This is a genomic window from Ferrimonas sp. YFM (assembly GCF_030296015.1).
Lineage (GTDB): Bacteria > Pseudomonadota > Gammaproteobacteria > Enterobacterales > Shewanellaceae > Ferrimonas.
In genome coordinates, this window is sequence record NZ_AP027368.1 from 1,936,785 (window position 1) to 1,954,265 (window position 17,481).

Here is a 17,481-nt window from a genome sequence, read left to right on the forward strand (position 1 = left end):
CCGTTCCTACACCGAGTACCCGCCAGCAGGCTCTGGTGGTGTTTCTATGGTGCTGCCAGCATCACCATAGGGTGAGAGCAGTCGCAACCCTAAGATCGCGGCCTTATTATTTTTGCGGCCCTTCTTGAAGCCCCGCTCCACCAGCTTTTTGGTCATGATACTGCGGGTCATCGACCACTCCCCATCTCGGGTCGCCCATTCCTTGAACGCATCATACAGTTCATCAGTGTGAATCCACTGGCCTTCTTCGCTGGCGGCACGTTCAGTCAAGAACTGTCCCAGAAGGTCCGATTCATCCTGGTAGGAACGGATGAGCTGGGCAATACGGGGGGGAATGCTGCTCTTGATGCCCTTGCTCCTCCACTCGCTGGTGCCTCTGATGGCCCAGTTCAGGATACCTGGCAGTTCAGCTTCCAGCTTGACCGTCAACTGCGGGTCGAGTTGGCTCTTGTTGAATGAGGCTTCGAAGGGCAGGAGCAGCATCCTACGCCACATGCCATGGCTGTTATCGCGAATCACCGCTTTGTGGTTACCAACGATGACTAGAGAGAAGGTTGAACGATACTCCATCTCCGTCTTGGCATAGGGGGCCCTGGCCACAATCACATCACCGCCGGTCATGGTCTTGATTTCATTCTCATTCATCCGTGACCCTTCGGGCAGTTCGTTGGCCACAACCAGGCGGGAACCTACCAGTTTCGTTAAGGCCGCATTAGGTCCAGATGTTGGTCCGAACCTGTTCTGAAGTAGAACATCCGAGTTGATTTGGTGGGCATAGGTGCCCAGCAGATGCTGAATGACCGACATGAAGGTGCTCTTACCGTTGCAGCCATGGCCGTATAGGTAGAAGAGCAACTGTTCGTCGGTGCGACCGGTGATCCAGTAGCCAACACAACGCTGTATGAACTCCGCCAGCTGATGGTCACCACAGCAGATCTCGTTGATGAACTGCTCCCACCGTGAGCAGGTAGCATTGGCATCGTAGGCGACGGGACTGTAGCGAGTAATCAAGTGCTCACGTCGGGCAGACTCATGTTGTCCAGTACGCAGATTGACGACTCCGTTTGCAACGCCCAGCAGCATAGGGTCGGCGTTGAGTTCATCGGCACTCACAGTCAGGGAAGCCTGGGCAACATCCAGCATCGAGCTCATGCGGCTTCGGTTAAGGCATTCGTTACCGAATCGGACTACGCTCCGGGCGAATTTCTCGCGGGCATCACTCTCAGACTCTTGGGCGGAGCGGAGCTGGCGGCCACCAATGTCAACGATGCTTTCACCCACCTTGCGGGCATACTTCATCGCCTGGTTGGACTTGTCCGCTTCCCAGTGATGGCCATTGTAGATGAGGTAGCTATCCATTTCGGCGACATACCTCAGGTCATGACCGACGAGGGCTACCAGCCTGTCCGCATTGCGGCTGTCGTTGAAGTCCGTGGGCTCGAAGGTCCTGATAGGGGTGACGACAGGGTTATCCTCTATAGCCAACCCTGGCTTCACTTCCTGAACCTCCGCCTTCGTCTCTTCTGTGATAGTGAATCGGTCCACAATCTCGGTTAGCGTCAAGGGCGAATCAGAGTGCAGGTACTCATCGATGTCCTTGTGTTCCTGGGGTAGCTTCACCTGTATGAGGTCCTTCAACCCCAGAGCCGTAACGGCCTCACGGTATCCATCACCCGCATCATCGGTATCGAAGAAGGTCACCACCTCACGCTCAGCTAGGTTCTGTGTCATCCAAGTTTTTTGGTCTCGGGACAGTGTGCCGATGGTGGCGAGTACTGGACCACCCCAGTCGGCATCGACGAGACTCACCAAGTCATGCTCTCCTTCGACCACTGCCACCGGACCTTGGATCTCCAGGCTGTCTTCGCCATAGAAGCAGACACCGTTGAGCCAGGACTCCCGAGCGAGCTGCCACAGCTTCTCCTTCTTGGGGTCCTTAAAGGTGAAGCGGGAGACCTCTTCATTCCTGTCGAAGTGTGGGAAGACATAGACTCCATAGGGGAAGAGGTCCCGATAGGCGTTACCCCGTTTCTTCACCAGCCCTGAGGCCAGTATTTCATCTTCGCTGTAGCCCTGTTGGAATAGGAATCCATGCAGGTTGCCTGTGGCAAAGCCGATGCTAAGGCCCAAGATGACACTCGCAGAGTGCTGGCGGGCATCCTGTAAGGCTTTTAGCTTAGGCAAGTTACCTTCCAATTGGCTTTGGTAATACTTGGCGGTATCTGCAAACAGCATTTGGATTCGCTCAGGAGCGGCGTTGTACTGCATCCGCGGCTTCGGGGAGCACTCGGGTAGCTTTACCGGCTCAATCGTCCCCAGCTCGCCTCTGAGGAGCTTATTGGCTGCATCATACGGTGTGGAAGCGGCTCCCATAGCCACTAACAAATCGTAGACATCCCCTGAAGAACCACAGGAAGCTGAGAAGCATTCATATCGCTGGCTTTCAGGATAGAGAGTGAAACTTCCGCTATGCCCGCAGATGGGACAGCTCTCGTCTTCGAGGCGACAGTAATTACCGCCAGCCGCTTTGATTTCCAGGTCAGTCAGCAGTTGGGTGACTGCCAGGATGTCGAACCGCTCCTTTACTGCGGAGAGCCCGATCTGCTCTAGCTCCAAGTGGTTAAAGCCGGAGTGGTGCCCGTGTACGTCAGTTGTGCCCTCCTTAGTGGGCGAAGTGTTTGTGCATGTATTCATGATGAATACCCTTATGTCAGTGCTACTGACTGAGCTAAAATATAATTGAAAGTCAAGCTCTTAGTAGCAATCAGATGGGGGAGTCCAAGCTCCCCCTAGCCTCAAGGCTCTTTGCCTATCGGTTTACTGTCTTTATCCAATAGAGAGTCGGTCCAGACGCCCCGCACTCCGCCTTCTGGGCTTCGTATCCAAGCCATCCAGCCCGAACCAAAAGGTTTAGATGACGCCTTGCCGTCCTCACCGAGTAATCACACCGAGTCGCCAGCAGTTTAGCGACGCTTCGAGTGCCGCCAGCCAGGTAACCCTGCTCGTTCACCATGCGGGTGATTTCGTAGCAGGTCCGCTGTAGGTTGTGTGGTAAAGCCGTCAAAGGTACGTACATCTTTTTTCTCCCTATTGGCACCTAGGGGGATCATCTGATGACCACCCTATGTGCTTCATCCTTATCTTAAGTGGCTGGAGAGGACCGAGACCGAAAAAAATCGAAAAAATAATGGCCTACCATGAAAAGAGCCGTCATCACGGGAGAATCTGCGAGAAAATTTTTTAATGATGAAGCTGAAGTGATACTTCATGACCTCAAAAAACATCATCACGCCATCTGTTCTACTTTGTTGGTGGTCAGGGCAGGTCAGGCTTGCTGACATCAATTATCTTGAAAGTCTTGCTATGCTTGGTTAGGATGTTGTCAACCTTCTTACAAGTTGTCAGTAACGATGAGCATTCAAGTTCGGGTAGAGTCCCGCATCAAGCGTCTTCAGAAAGGCCAGCCTTTTGCTATTCAGAGTTTCTATGCTCTGGGTACAAATGCGGCTGTTCAAAAAGCCTTCAGCCGGTTGGTTGCTCAGGGTGAATTGGCTCGTGTTGGGCGTGGGATCTATTGCCGTCCCAAGCCACTTCAGGCGATGCCAAGTGTGAAAACCACAACGACTGCGGAGAAGCTGGCTCGTTACTGGGTACGTTTGCACGGTTACAAGATGGTGCCTCAAGGCGTTGAGGAGGCGTATCGCTTAGGATTACAAACTCAGGCTCCTATGCGAACCATCTACTGGACCAATGGGCCGAGTAAGGTCTTTACCATTGGCAACCAGAAGGTCGAGGTACGCCATGTCGCCAATGAGCTTATTCGAGGTGGTATGAGTGCTCCTGCCAGGCTTCGTAGAGGCTTGGCGGTGATGAAGTCATACAAGCTGGAAAGCACCAGTCTGGCGGTGGCACAGAGCCGTCTTAATATGAGTCGCGAGAGCTTCCAGAGAGCTCTGGGTGAGTACCAGCCTCATCGTCACGCTCTGTCTTCCCGTTAACCGGATTTCTTTCAATGTCGATACTTGACCTGTACCGCTCTGAAGAGGGGCGGACTCAGCTTGGTGAGCTGCTTGTCTTTGCTGAGCAGAATCACCCCGACGGCTTAACAGCTCCATTCCTTGAGAAAGACCTCTGGGTGACCGAACTGCTCAACATCCTATTCGGTCCTGAAGGACTGCTGGGAGGCACCAGAGTGGCATTTAAGGGGGGAACTGCTCTTTCCAAGCGTTGGCGAGCCATCGAACGATTCTCGGAAGATATCGACCTGTCCGTGCACTGGTTTGAATTGTGCCCTGATGACGTCGAAGAAGAGGTAGCCTGGGAAGCAACAACCAAGTCAAAGTCTCAAATCAGAAAGTTTAGGGATGAGCAGAAGCCTCGACTGGAGGAATGGTCTGCAGAGCTGGTTGAACGTCTGTCTGAGCGACTGGCTGGGTATGGCATTGCAGATCTCAGAGCGGAACTGCTCCCAGACAGTGGCGGTGAGAAGGTTCAAGTGCACTTTCCCGCCGTAGCTGCCCTCGAAGGCCAGTATCAGCTGGATTATGTGTTGCTGGAGTTTGGGGCTCGTAACCGAGGGGAGCCTACCTCTCCCAGCCAACTGAACACCTACATGTCTGAAGTGGAAGCACTGGCAGCGGAAATGGTGTTCCCAGTAGCAGATGGTGTGAAGGTGTTTGATGAAGGTTACATCATCTGGGAAAAGCTCACCGCCCTGCATCAGTTTTGCACCCAGGAGAAAATACCTGATGCTGCCCGATTGGCTCGTCACTGGTACGACGTTGACTGCCTCATACAGAAAGGCATCGTTGACCCAATAGAGCACCCTAAAGCCATGAACGATGTGATCGAGATGAAGTCCTGTCGTTGGGCTGCGAGAGGGGTGGACTATACGCTTGCCTCTAAAGGGGAGATTCGGCTTGTTCCCCAAGGAGATCTCCTTGACAGTCTACGTCAAGACCAAGCCGAAATGGTAGGTTCCGGTATGTATACCAACGTCCCGGATGACTTCGATAAGATTATGGAGCGGGTTGCTGCCCTTCAGGAGCGGATAAACCAGGCTCTTACCCCAACACAAGACTAGGGCGAACGATTTACCCCCTCTGCCGGTTTTCACCAGAACCGGCAGCGGTGATCGCCCCGTCATCACAACCAAAATGGCTGTTGGAGCCTGTCTCCCTGCCGATTTTCCGGCATATATAAAAACTTTTTTCTACGATGAGATCTCTGACGTAAAGATTTCTATATAAAGGAGATTATCGGCAGAGGACGGAGGTTGAATCGGGGAATCGCCCCAGCTTTTGCGGGTATCGGCCCTGCCGGTTTTCAGCAGAAATCGGCAGAACCAGTAGAGGGTGTGGTGGGGGTATAGGGTGGTGGAGAGGAGAGGCGAGTCGTTCCTATCCGTTCCTGGTTCACACCCTCCTATTCCGGCCACACCATATACACCGCTACCGCCGTCATCAGTATCAGGGGCAGTGCTTTCACCAGCAGGATGAGCAGCAGGTCCATCGTACGTACTCCTTCCGAAGCGTCCTGCTTCAGTTATACCTCAGCGGTTTCAATCCATTGACCACCTCAGGATAATGCTAGCAAGGCGACACCGATGTTACCAGCGGTTAACATATTGCCACCGTTGATATTTTAATGGGGAACTGTGAGCTTTCAGCCATTGCACGGGGTAGCCCAGCTGGTACACTGCGGGGATTCGGTTTTTACCCCCATCTTCCGGCAGGGACGCCAGTATGTTGTTAGAGAACACACCCCATATGAATGCTAATACCTCCTCCTTGGCGGGCCTTATCTGGTCCGTAGCCGACTTGCTCCGTGGTGACTTCAAGCAGTCCCAGTATGGCCGCATCATCCTGCCCTTCACGGTACTTCGCCGCCTGGAGTGCGTTCTCGCACCTACCAAGGATAAGGTTCTGGGTATGGTTGACACCACCAAGTCGATGCCGGAGGAGGCCGCCAACAAGCTGTTGCTGAATGCCGCCAGCCAGTCCTTCTACAACACCTCCAAGTTGGACCTGTCCAAGCTGGGGGAGACCCAGATCTGGGATAACCTGGACGCCTATGTCCGGGCCTTCTCCCCGGACGCACGGGAGATTTTCGAGCACTTCGCCTTCGAGAAGTTCATCACCGAGTTGGACAAGGCCGACCTGCTCTACAAGGTGGTGCAGAAGTTCGCTCACTTCGACCTCTCCCCTGAGGCAGTGGACAACTACCACATGGGCCTGGTGTTCGAGGATCTGATCCGCCGCTTCGCCGAGAGCTCCAACGAGACCGCCGGTGAACACTTTACCCCCCGAGACATCGTCCGCCTGACCACCTCCCTGGTGTTTGCTACTGACGACGATGCCCTGACCAAGCCTGGGGTGATCCGCTCCATCTATGACCCCACAGCGGGTACGGGCGGCTTCCTCTCCTGTGGCATGGAGTACCTGCACGAGCTGAACGACAAGGCGGTGCTGAAGACCTTCGGCCAGGAACTCAACCCCGAGTCCTACGCCATCTGTAAGGCGGACATGCTGATCAAGGGCCAGGAGATCTCCAACATCAAGCTGGGCAATACCCTCTCTAACGACCAGCTGCCGGGCAACCGCTTCGACTACTGCCTCTCCAACCCGCCCTTCGGTGTGGACTGGAAGAAGGTGGAGAAGACCATCAAGGATGAGCACACCCTGAGGGGCTACGATGGCCGCTTCGGCCCTGGTCTGCCACGGGTCTCCGATGGCTCCCTGCTGTTCCTGATGCACCTTATCAGCAAGATGCAGCAGCCCACAGTGGAGATCCCCGGTTCCCGTATCGGCATCATCCTCAACGGCTCCCCTCTGTTTACCGGCGGAGCGGGCAGCGGAGAGAGCGAGATCCGTCGTTACATCCTGGAGCAGGACCTGCTGGACGCCATCATCGCCCTGCCCACGGACATGTTCTACAACACCGGAATCGCCACCTATATCTGGGTGCTGTCCAACCACAAACCGGCACAGCGCAAGAACAAGGTACTGCTGGTGAACGCAGCCGACCTGCACTCCCCGATGCGGAAGTCCCTGGGCTCCAAGCGTAAGTACCTCAATGACGATGTGCTGGAGCAGTTGGTGAGTCTCTATAGTCGCTACGACGAAGCCGAGATCGAGCAGAGCGGCATCGCCAAGTTGTTCAGCACCCGAGACTTCGGCTATCGCCGCATCACCGTGGAACGCCCACTGAAGCTTGCCTTCTACCCTCACGACGCTGATCGCATCGAGGCGATGAAAGCGGACAAGCCCTGGGCCAAGCTGGACGGCACCCTGCAGTCCGCTGTTCTTACCGCCTTGGGTCGATTCACTGCAGAGAAGCTGCTCTCTCGCGATCAGTTCAAGAAGGCGTTGGTCGCTCAGATGGATGGCATCAAGTTGCCTGCTCCGGCCTTTAAGCTGATCTGCAAGCATATCGGCGAGCAGGATGACGCCGCCGAAGTGTGCAAGACCAAGGGCCAACCGGAACCCAACCCGGACCTGCGGGACAATGAGAACGTGCCGCTGTCAGAAAACATCGACGACTACTTTGCCCGTGAGGTACTGCCCCACGTGCCGGACGCCTGGATCGACACCGGCAAGACCGACGAACTGGACGGCCAGGTGGGCATCGTAGGCTACGAGATCCCCTTTAACCGACACTTCTACCAGTACCAGCCACCTCGTTCACTCGAGGTCATTGACGCCGATCTGGATGCAGTCTCCAAGGAGATTATGGCCATGCTGGCGGAGGTGCACTCGTGACAGGAAGTTATTCATCGTATCCGGAGCAACGGGGTTCCGATATCGAATGGGTTGGAGCCATTCCTGCTCATTGGCTTGTAAAACCGGCTTTTGCAGTAGTCTCAGAGGAGTGCATCAAGAACTCTGGCGGAGTTGAAAATAATGTTCTGTCTCTAAGCTATGGCGGTATCAAAAAACGCGATGTAGAAACAAACTTTGGCCTCCTACCAGAGTCTTTTAACACCTATCAGATCGTTGAGGAAGGTGACATCATCTTGCGGTTGACGGATCTGCAAAACGATAAGAGAAGCCTGCGTGTTGGTCGATCGGGTCAAAGAGGGATCATCACTTCGGCCTACCTCAAACTGGTTTGTAAGCCAGAGCTTGATGACAGGTATGCCTATCGACTTCTACATTCTTACGATACAACAAAGGTGTTCTATGGGATGGGTGGTGGCTTGCGGCAGTCCATGAAGTTCGAAGACTTTAGAAGACTGCCTCTTGTTGTACCCCCACTGGAGGAACAACGCACCATCGCCGCCTTCCTCGATTACGAGACCGCTCGCATTGATGCCCTGATCGCCAAGCAGCAGCGTCTGATTGAGCTGCTGAAGGAGAAGCGTCAGGCGGTGATCTCCCATGCCGTTACCGTTCGCGAAGGTGAAAAGTCTGCCAAGCTGTCCTATTTTGTCGATTTGTTACCAGGCTATGCATTTCCCAGTTCAGGTTTTCTGACGGAAGCCGAGGGAAATGTTCCTCTATTGAGGGGGGTAAACGTCGGGGTTGGTAACCTGAAATGGGGGGAAACCGTCTATTGGCCGACGAGTGATTGCAAAAAGCTTAAGGCCTTCGAGTTACATGAAGGCGATATTGTCTTTGGTATGGATAGACCGTGGATTTCCGCAGGTGCCCGAGTAGCTGAAGTTACGCCGGATGATCTACCTTGCCTACTTCTTCAGCGAGTAGCACGTATTCGGTCCCATAAATGCACATATCAACCATTCGTGAAGTTGTGCTTGTCCAGTCATGAATTCAAATCATTCATCGAGTCAGATCTCACGGGTGTGAGTGTACCTCACATAAGTCCGGAGCAGATTAAGAGCTTCCCAGTGCGTGCAATCAGCTACGAGCAACAGAAAGCAGAGACAGAAGTAGCTTTGCTCAAGTGTCAAGAGTTGGAAGTTGTGGAGGTAAAGGCCAGAGAAGCCATCGAGCTAATGCAAGAACGTCGCACTGCACTGATCTCCGCCGCCGTTACCGGCAAGATTGATCTTCGTGAATGGACTCACCCCGAGGAGGCACAATGAGTACTTCTATCCAGTTTAACTATGGGGAGAAGGCGTCAGATGCGGTCATCTCCGCCTGTCAGGCTTACCGCTATGCATTAACCCGGGTGTGGGATGCCGATAAGCCTTACGTGATGTTTGTCGGCCTGAATCCGTCTACCGCAGATGCCGTGGATGATGACCCAACTATTCGACGCTGTATAGGCTTTGCTCAGAGCTGGGGATACGGTGGTTTAGTAATGGCGAACCTGTTTGCTTACCGGGCAACCGAGCCTCATGTGATGATGTCAGCTGGCGACCCGGTTGGCCCTGATAACGATGACTGGCTGACTCGCCTTGGCGAGAAGGCTGGGGTTGTTGTCGCCGCTTGGGGAAATGATGGCGCTTTCCTAAACAGGTCATCTCAAGTACATGAGCTCTTGCCTAATCTGCACTACCTGAAGATGAATAAGTCCGGTGAACCCGCCCACCCCCTGTATCTGAAGGCTACCCTAACTCCCACTGCATGGGAGGCCGAGCATGCATAACGATGCCAAAGCCCTGGAGCTGACCTTCCAGAACCACATTATCGACGCCCTTAAGGCTCAGGGTTGGCTAGTAGGCCAATCCGGGGGCTACGACCGTGACCGAGCACTCTACCCGGATGACCTTGTGGCCTACGTGCAGGAGACCCAGCCGGAAACCTGGGAGAAGTTCTGCACTGTCTATGGCTGCGAGCCGGAGCGGCATCTGCTGAACGCAGCAGTCCGCCAGCTAGAGCGAAAGGGCACCCTGTGGCTGCTGCGAAACCAGATAGAGGACCGGGGACTGCGGATCAAGGCTGCCACCTTTAAGCCGGACAACGAGCTGAATCCGGAGCTGAACATCCGCTACAGCAAGAACATCCTGCGGGTGGTGCCGGAGCTGGTATACAGCCCAAACGGCTATGAGGGTCGCATCGACCTCACCCTGTTCTTAAACGGTATCCCGGTATCCACTCTGGAGCTCAAGTCCTGCTTCAAGCAGAGCCTGGAGAACGCCAAGCGCCAGTATCGGTACGACCGGCCTCCGAAGACAGGTAACAAAGATGAGCCTCTGCTCAAGTTCCGCCGGGGAGCCCTGGTGCACTTCGCCCTCAACCAGTTTGAAGTGGCGATGACCACCAAGCTGGTGGGCAAGGAGACCTTCTTCCTGCCCTTTAACCGGGGTACAGAAGCCGGTGGTGCCGGTAATGACCATCCTGCCGAGGGCTATGCCACCGAATACCTGTGGAACGAGGTACTACAGCCGGACAATTGGCTGCGGATCTTGCAGCGGTTCATGCACTTGGAGGTGAAGGAGAGCTACGATGAGCTCGGAGCTCTGAGGCGGAAGGAGACGATGATCTTCCCCCGCTACCACCAGTGGAAGGTGGTCAACCGGTTGCTGCAGACAGTACGGGCGGAGGGAACCGGCAGGAAGTACCTGATTCAGCACTCCGCAGGCTCCGGGAAATCTAATTCCATTGCCTGGTTGGCTCATCAGGCATCGTCGTTGACCGACGCCAAGGGCGATAAGATCTTTAACTCGGTGATCGTCATTACCGACCGCACCGTGCTGGACAGCCAGCTCCAGGAAACCATTAGCCAGTTCGAACACGCCGACGGTGTGGTAGGCCGGATCAACCGTGACGAAGGCACTGGCAGCAAGTCCAGCCAGCTTACCGATGCCCTGGCGACAGGAACGCCTATTATCATCGTCACCATTCAGACCTTCCCCCATGTCCTTAAGGCGATTCAGGAGTCTACTGGCCTGAAGGATCGCACTTTCGCGGTGATCGCCGATGAAGCCCACTCCAGCCAGACTGGCAGCACCGCCCGTCAGTTGCGGGAAGTGTTGATGGCGGAGCAACTGGAGGATGGCCAGGAGCTCTCTGCCGAGGATGTGATGAACGCCACTCTGGCGGCCCGTGGTGGCTCCAACCAGATCAGCTACTTCGCCTTCACGGCGACCCCCAAGGCCAAGACCCTGGAGCTGTTCGGGCGTCCCGAAGATGACACCCTGCCTCCCTCCAAGAAGAACCCGCCCAGGGCTTTCGACGTTTACTCCATGCGTCAGGCCATCGAGGAGGGATTCATCCTGGATGTGCTGAAGAACTACACCAACTACAAGATGGCTTACCGACTGGCAATGAAAGGCCAGGAGGCGGACGAAGAGGTGGACAGCAAGAAGGCCAAGACCAAGCTCGCCAGGTGGGTTCGACTGCACCCCCACAACATCGCCCAGAAGGCCCAGGTGATTGTGGAGCACTTCAGGGAGACGGTGATGCCTTTGCTGGCGGGAGAGGCCAAGGCGATGGTGGTCACCTCCAGCCGAATAGAAGCGGTGCACTACAAGCTGGCTTTCGACAAGTACGTGGCCGAGCAGGGCTATGACCGCATTCAGGCGATGGTGGCTTTCTCCGGTGAGGTGAACGACCCCGAGACCCGGCCAGAGCCCTTTACCGAGCTCAACATGAACCCCGGCCTTAAGGGACGGGATATGCGTAAAGCCTTCGATACCGACGAGTATCAGGTGATGCTGGTGGCCAACAAGTTCCAGACCGGCTTCGATCAGCCTAAGCTGTGTGCCATGTACGTGGACAAGAAGCTGACCGGCGTGGATTGCATCCAGACGCTGTCCCGGCTTAACCGTACCTATCCCGGTAAGGACACCACCTACGTGCTGGACTTCGTCAATGAGCCGGAAGAGATTCTGGAGCAGTTCCAGCAGTACTTTGAGACGGCGGAGATTGAGCAGCCCTCTGATCCCAACTTGGTGTATGACATGCAGCACAAGCTGCTTGAGAACACCATCATTAACCGCTCCGAGGTCACCGCCTTCGCCGATGCCTACTTCGATCCCAAACGAGGGGCCGAGGCGTTGACCGGCTACATCAAGCCAGCGGTGGACAGGTACAGCAAACGCTACCGGCATGCCAACGAGACCTTGAGGGAGGCCAGGAAGCAGCTTAAACGGCTTGGGCTGGAGGGCACCGATACCGACAGGGCTAACGCCGAGCGTAGCGTTAAGATGGCCGAAGAGGCCCGCAGCGAACTGGACATCTTCAAGAAGGATGTGAACAGCTTCATCCGCTTCTATGAGTTCGTCTCCCAGATCGCTCCCTTCCAGGATGTGGAGCTGGAGCAATTGAACGTCTACTGCCGACACCTGCTGCCGCTGCTGAAGCAGGAGGTGATCGAGGAGGAGGATATCGACCTCTCTGCGGTGGTGCTAAGCCACTACAACCTGAAACACAAGCGGACCCAGGACTTGAAGCTCAAAGAGGGTGAAGGGGAAGGTCTGACAGGCATCACCGGCCTGGGCAGTGCCGCTCCCAAGGAGCAGAAGAAGGACATGCTGTCGGAGATCCTGGAGAAGATGAACGAGCTGTTTGGGGTAGAGACCACCGACGGTGACAAGCTAACCTTGCTTCAGGGGGCGGTCTCCAAGATCAGCGAGAACGACGCCGTGATGGATCAGGTGAAGAACAACAGCTCCGAAGCCCAGATCATGATGGGCGACTTCCCCAAGGCGATGGAGAGCGCCATGATTGAGGCGATGGGCTCCTACACCCAATTAACCACCGACTACCTATCCAAGCCGGAGGTAGCCAAGGAGTTCAACAAGCTGGTGTTGGGGATGTTGATGAAGGGCCTGGTAGCCGGGGCATCTGCCGGGTCATAGTGATGGAGATGGATAACATGGACGTTAAGTACTGCCTTCGGGAGCCTATCCCGGAGATCTTCGACGCAGCTCGTTACCTGGATGCAGCGGTCTCTGCTCACTTGAGCGGTCACCAGGAGCTCGCAGAGGAGCTCCTGAGACTTTCTGATATGGACGTGTTGCGTGAGTGGACGGAATCGCTCTGGGGAGCGGATAGCCCCTATGTTCAGCGTCGGGAGATACCAGGAGCTCCTGCTCATCTCCCTAAAGAGCTTAGGGTGCCGGTAAGGATGCCGAACGCTGCAGAGCGTGATGCATTGCATAAGCGTGATGGCTTTCACTGTCGGTTCTGCGGTACACCTCTAATACGCAAGGAGGTGAGGCAGGTACTGAATAGGTGCTATCCAGAGGCTTCTCGGTGGGGAACCCGCAACATCGAACAGCATGCTGCACTCCAACTGATGTGGCTGCAGTACGATCACTTGGTACCTCATGCCCGGGGTGGCAACAACGACCTCTCCAACCTGGTTCTGACCTGTGCACCCTGCAATTACGGCAGGTTAGACAGCCTGGTTGAGGAGGTCGGCTTGGTGTCTCCCTTCAGCAGGAAGCCGAACCCTGCTGACTGGGACGGGCTAGAGAGGCTACTTCGCTAGCGGTATAGCGACGGTAAGCACTGTCGCCAGAGGTCAGCAGATTGAAGGTTCTTACTGCAAGTGCTTCTGCGACCTCCGGTGAGACCCCCGAAAGCGTAAAGCCATCTTGGCCTGTATGGCACCACTCGTCTTTTTCAAGTTCATCACAGAGAAGCTTCTTTAGGCGTTCTACAACATCATAGTCCACAGAGGGGTATTCCCCTTGGAGGTCAACCTTGCCTTTGGGTTGTTTGATGATGCGGATTGCGGGTAGGCCCTTGGTCATCATGTCATCGTGGTGTTCGTTCCAGCGTTTGTTATCCTCCTGCTGGCCAGAGATTATGAATATCTTCATGAGATATCTCCTATGTTTACGACTCTCACCGAGCCGCCTTTAAGAGAATTCTGCTGAAAAGGTAGTATCAAGTCCAAGTGGAACTGGTTGAATGATGAGCTAATTCTGAGCGGAAACCCTAGGTTTTATCTGACTGTCTCTCGGGTTCTGGAATATGGCTTAGATCTAGGCTGAATCCTGCAGAATAAATCACTTCCCGCATTAGACATGTTCACTTCTCTTATACCCCGGAATCAACATCAGTTCCCTCGTTTGGCATAAGAATCCTGAGAACCACATTCATACTCAGGAGGGCTTATGTCTGAATCTACTTCCAATCACATCTACCCCGGTCATCGTCCTGGTGACCACATCATCCACAAGGCATTGACCATTCTGGAGAGCCGCCAGCAACAGCCTGGAGATTCCCTGACCTCTGCGTTGGATGCAAAGAACTACCTGCGTCTGAAGTTGGCGGAACAGCAGCGGGAAGTATTCGCCGTTCTGATGCTCGACAGCCAGCACCGCGTCATCGAGTATCAAGAGCTTTTCCTCGGCACCATCGACGTAGCCAACGTCTATCCCCGCGAGGTCGTTAAGGCAGTGCTGGGATGTAACGCAGCGGCGGTGATCTTGTCCCACAACCATCCGTCAGGGCATGCGGAGCCTAGTCAGGCTGATCGCCAGGTCACTAGCAAGTTGCAGCGAGCACTAACCGTGATCGATGTGCCAGTGTTGGACCACCTGATCATAGGTAACCCCGGTGTGACCTCCTTCGCCGAGCGGGGGTGGTTATGACACAGATTGCCCATATCGACACCATAGGATTGCCGTTCCGCTTGAAGCTTTCTCTGCTTCGGCAGTTGGAGTTTCGCCTCTCGGAGGTGCTGAAGATACAGCCTGGTGCCTCAAGCCTGATACTCAACTTCCGAGACCCGAGCTACAGTCCTCAGACCGGTGGTTATCACCCGGTCGAAATCAGGTTAGAGCGGTGTGTGGGGGAGAGCAGCTGGCGGCTGTGCTACATCACCGACTTCGCCTACTTTGGTGACGGCCCCTATGTGGAGCTCGCCAAGGAGTTGGATTTCGACTTCACCAGCGGCGTGGGTTACCAGGCGTATGCTGGTGAGCACCCGATCCGGCGATGCCTTCAGTTGTTCCGCCTCTGGGAAACCAACTTCCTTCACTACCTCAGTAATGGGGTTTACCAGGTGCAGCCTTCCGTAGGCTGACACGTTCACAGCTAAACCAACCGTTAAACCGCAGCCGAATGGTACCGCATCCACCTTAGTGGGCGTGGAGCTTCGTGCTGCCCAACCATAGGAGAGTCTCCATGCAAGACGATGATGAAGAAGAGCCGTTTCCGAAGCAGTTGCTACAAGAAACGCTACGGGCAGTCCTGTCGGCTGCCATCCCGGTCATTATGAGTGCACTGATGTCCCGATACCTACCGGAGGAATCGGACAATGACCACCATAACGATGACCGGTTCTAAGTGGCTACTCCGGTAACCAATAGACCATGCCCTAGTGGGAGACGTAGGCGAACCTGCCTGTGCCTCTCACTAGGGTCCATTCTGGCCTTTTGGGAGACACGTCCCACAGGGTCTTTAACCCTAAAAGGAGACCATCATGGCCATAGTCGGATATGCACGGGTATCGACGACGGGGCAATCCATCGACCAGCAGCTACGTACCCTGGAGGGCTGCGACAAAGTATTCCAGGAGAAGATCAGCGGTAGTCGTACCGACCGCCCGCAGCTTGAGGCCCTGCTCGATTACGTGAGGGCTGGGGACATTCTAAAGGTAACGAAGCTGGACCGTCTGGCAAGAAACACCCGTCACCTTCTGGAGCTGGTCGAACTGCTGGACCGCAAAGGGGTAGCCCTACAGGTCGTCAACCTGGGGATCGATACTTCCACCCCGACGGGGAAGCTGATGCTTACCATGATCGGTGCCATCGCGACCTTCGAGAGGGAGATCATGCTGGAACGTCAGGCGGAGGGCATCGTCCTGGCCAAGCAAAGAGGGGTTTACAAGGGCCGCAAGCCTACCGCACAGGCCAAGAAGGCGGAGCTGATGGAACTGCTCAGCCAGGGTGTACCCAAGCGCCAGGCCGCAGCAGAGCTCGGAATTAGTGAATCCAGCCTGTACCGCATGCTAAGTGGTCAGAGGTAGCCGTCAGGCGCCTCTTTTAGTACTCCGTCGTAGTATATCTAGGAGACTTTTGGCGAGATGAAATACATAACGTTGCTGGGTAGGGGTTAGTGGTTCGCCCCCGTTCTTGGCAACTTCGAGAGCTGTAAGTCCAACTAGATACGTTTGCAGTTGAGCGATCACGCTCCCTGCACCACAAAGCAAACCAAAAGCCCACGCAGACCCACTTCCCCAAGCGAGCCCTTTGGCTACCTCAATGAATAATGCTCTGCCGAATAGGTTAGTGGTAGCGGCAATACTGAAGGAGGACACAATGCTTGTCCAACTGAGTGGAACCCCATACTTCCTGGAGATGTGAGAGATCATTACTGCATTGTTAACGACGATTGCCGATGACGATGCTGGAACCGGTATCCCACCTTTGATTCCTGCGGCGGTGGCGTAATCACTGATAATAGAGATACATTCATCTTCCAAGTCACGGTGATGTGCTCTGTCCACACTAACCTCAATACGATGTTCGGTACTGAACTTATGTTAGTAGATCATTTTTGACCTCTTACGGCATTTCCTATAAAAATAGCTCGCAATTTTTGATGCCAAACAGGATCATCCATGGCTCTCCAATATCAAAATGGTCTGACATTGTGACACTGGCCTCACAGGCGGGCAAGGCAGATTCTCGCTTGCCTTCCATAAAGCTCTGTGATGGGTGGGTTTTAGCCCAGGTTAAGGGCTGTTAGTGTTGGTTTCATAATGGACAATCAGTCACGGATCCCGCCGTTCGGGGGTGAGTTTGATTCCTCTTTGATCCACAATATCTAGCCTGTTGCACTCTAACGTCAATTCAGTCACATTGAGTGCGGGTTTATGCGGTGATGGACCAGCAATGCCAGAGACAAATGAAATCGAATCTTCAGTAGAAGACCTGGGCGAGGAAGCCGGTCTGCAAGATGCGTTGAGCGATGTGCGTAAGGCGCAGCGTCTGCTGGTGGCGTATCACCAGCGGGTGATGCCGATCATCGAGACTCTGGCTCAGCGCCTGGGGTGCAGGTTTCATTACTGGCAGCCCACCCACCACAATGCCCCCTCCCACGGCGCCATTGAGCCCTTTGCCCAGTGGGCCTGGGATTTCTCCCCTCTAAACGATGCCAGTTTCCTGTTTCTCACCGATGAGGCGGAAGAGGGTCAATTCAACGGCCCCGAAGCCTGGATGCTGGTGATTCGCCTGGTGACCGACAGCGGGTTCGATCGCTGCATTCGTCAGGACAGGACCCATTGGGATGCGATGCAGATTGAACCACAGCCCCACCAAAGCGACACGCGGCTGGATCTGCACGCCTATCGCATGACCAAGCCAGTCCCCGAAGACGAGGGGATCGTTTGGTGGCAGCTGTTCAACGATGAGCCGCTGCCGCAAAGCTGGGATCAGGGCCATAAGATGAAGTCCGGCGCCCTGTGCATCAGCCAGACGGTGCCTCTCTCCATGCTTGGCCAACAGGGCGGCATGCGGCGGGCCCTGGACAGCTTCCAGAACCTGCTCCTGGCCCACGGCTTCTCCACCACCATGGATTGCTAGACCCCTTTCGCAATTCAGTTGTCATCATCTGCCAATGCCTTTTGCTGAAGTCCGCGTAGAATTGGGCTGATGGTCATGGGGAGAAACAG

The 17,481-nt window shown here is 54.9% G+C and carries 14 protein-coding genes; 12 read left to right on the forward strand and 2 right to left on the reverse strand.

The features are described 5' to 3' along the window. Positions 1-6: 6 nt before the first annotated feature. Positions 7-2,616 (reverse strand): phage/plasmid primase, P4 family, encoded by a 2,610-nt coding sequence (locus QUE41_RS09020; protein ID WP_286342543.1) that lies wholly within the window; start codon positions 2,614-2,616, stop codon positions 7-9. Between the two features lie 794 nt (positions 2,617-3,410). On the opposite strand from QUE41_RS09020, the gene QUE41_RS09025 reads away from it, so the two are divergent. The 7 genes from QUE41_RS09025 to QUE41_RS21570 all read left to right on the forward strand — a co-directional run bounded on the left by QUE41_RS09025 (position 3,411) and on the right by QUE41_RS21570 (position 13,344). Next, positions 3,411-3,998, forward strand: coding sequence for a DUF6088 family protein (locus QUE41_RS09025; protein WP_286342544.1), 588 nt, complete (start codon positions 3,411-3,413; stop codon positions 3,996-3,998). Positions 3,999-4,012: 14 nt separating this feature from the next. After that, a complete protein-coding gene (locus QUE41_RS09030) occupies positions 4,013-5,083 on the forward strand; it encodes a nucleotidyl transferase AbiEii/AbiGii toxin family protein (RefSeq protein WP_286342545.1) in 1,071 nt (356 codons plus the stop codon). Between the two features lie 685 nt (positions 5,084-5,768). Beyond that, complete coding sequence (locus QUE41_RS09035; RefSeq protein ID WP_286342546.1) at positions 5,769-7,760, forward strand: type I restriction-modification system subunit M; 1,992 nt, start codon at positions 5,769-5,771, stop codon at positions 7,758-7,760. After that, positions 7,757-9,046, forward strand: a complete 1,290-nt coding sequence (locus QUE41_RS09040) for a restriction endonuclease subunit S (RefSeq protein WP_286342547.1) — start codon at positions 7,757-7,759, stop codon at positions 9,044-9,046. The genes QUE41_RS09035 and QUE41_RS09040 overlap by 4 nt, the downstream gene beginning before the upstream one ends. Further along, positions 9,043-9,552 carry a DUF1643 domain-containing protein gene (locus QUE41_RS09045; RefSeq protein WP_286342548.1) on the forward strand — a complete coding sequence of 170 codons (510 nt, stop codon included), beginning with the start codon at positions 9,043-9,045 and terminating at the stop codon, positions 9,550-9,552. Before QUE41_RS09040 ends, QUE41_RS09045 begins: the two co-directional genes overlap by 4 nt. Continuing rightward, positions 9,545-12,709, forward strand: a complete 3,165-nt coding sequence (locus QUE41_RS09050; protein ID WP_286342549.1) for a type I restriction endonuclease subunit R — start codon at positions 9,545-9,547, stop codon at positions 12,707-12,709. Before QUE41_RS09045 ends, QUE41_RS09050 begins: the two co-directional genes overlap by 8 nt. Before the next feature lie 440 nt (positions 12,710-13,149). After that, positions 13,150-13,344: an HNH endonuclease gene (locus tag QUE41_RS21570; protein ID WP_353506874.1), complete on the forward strand. Its 195-nt coding sequence runs from the start codon at positions 13,150-13,152 to the stop codon at positions 13,342-13,344. Here the strand turns inward: QUE41_RS21570 and QUE41_RS09055 are convergent. Continuing rightward, positions 13,289-13,678 (reverse strand): hypothetical protein, encoded by a 390-nt coding sequence (locus QUE41_RS09055; RefSeq protein WP_286342550.1) that lies wholly within the window; start codon positions 13,676-13,678, stop codon positions 13,289-13,291. The genes QUE41_RS21570 and QUE41_RS09055 overlap by 56 nt on opposite strands. A 297-nt stretch (positions 13,679-13,975) precedes the next feature. Between QUE41_RS09055 and radC the strand changes: the two genes are divergently transcribed. From radC to QUE41_RS09080, 5 genes are all read left to right on the forward strand, one after another. Further along, positions 13,976-14,455, forward strand: coding sequence for a RadC family protein (gene radC / locus QUE41_RS09060; RefSeq protein WP_286342551.1), 480 nt, complete (start codon positions 13,976-13,978; stop codon positions 14,453-14,455). Further along, positions 14,452-14,889 (forward strand): DUF2787 family protein, encoded by a 438-nt coding sequence (locus QUE41_RS09065; protein ID WP_286342552.1) that lies wholly within the window; start codon positions 14,452-14,454, stop codon positions 14,887-14,889. The genes radC and QUE41_RS09065 overlap by 4 nt, the downstream gene beginning before the upstream one ends. Positions 14,890-14,990: 101 nt before the next feature. Further along, positions 14,991-15,152, forward strand: a complete 162-nt coding sequence (locus QUE41_RS09070; protein WP_286342553.1) for a hypothetical protein — start codon at positions 14,991-14,993, stop codon at positions 15,150-15,152. 136 nt (positions 15,153-15,288) lie between these two features. Then, positions 15,289-15,834 carry a recombinase family protein gene (locus tag QUE41_RS09075; RefSeq protein ID WP_286342554.1) on the forward strand — a complete coding sequence of 182 codons (546 nt, stop codon included), beginning with the start codon at positions 15,289-15,291 and terminating at the stop codon, positions 15,832-15,834. An 868-nt stretch (positions 15,835-16,702) separates the two neighbouring features. Beyond that, a complete protein-coding gene (locus QUE41_RS09080) occupies positions 16,703-17,392 on the forward strand; it encodes a PM0109 family protein (RefSeq protein WP_286342555.1) in 690 nt (229 codons plus the stop codon). Positions 17,393-17,481 lie beyond the last annotated feature (89 nt).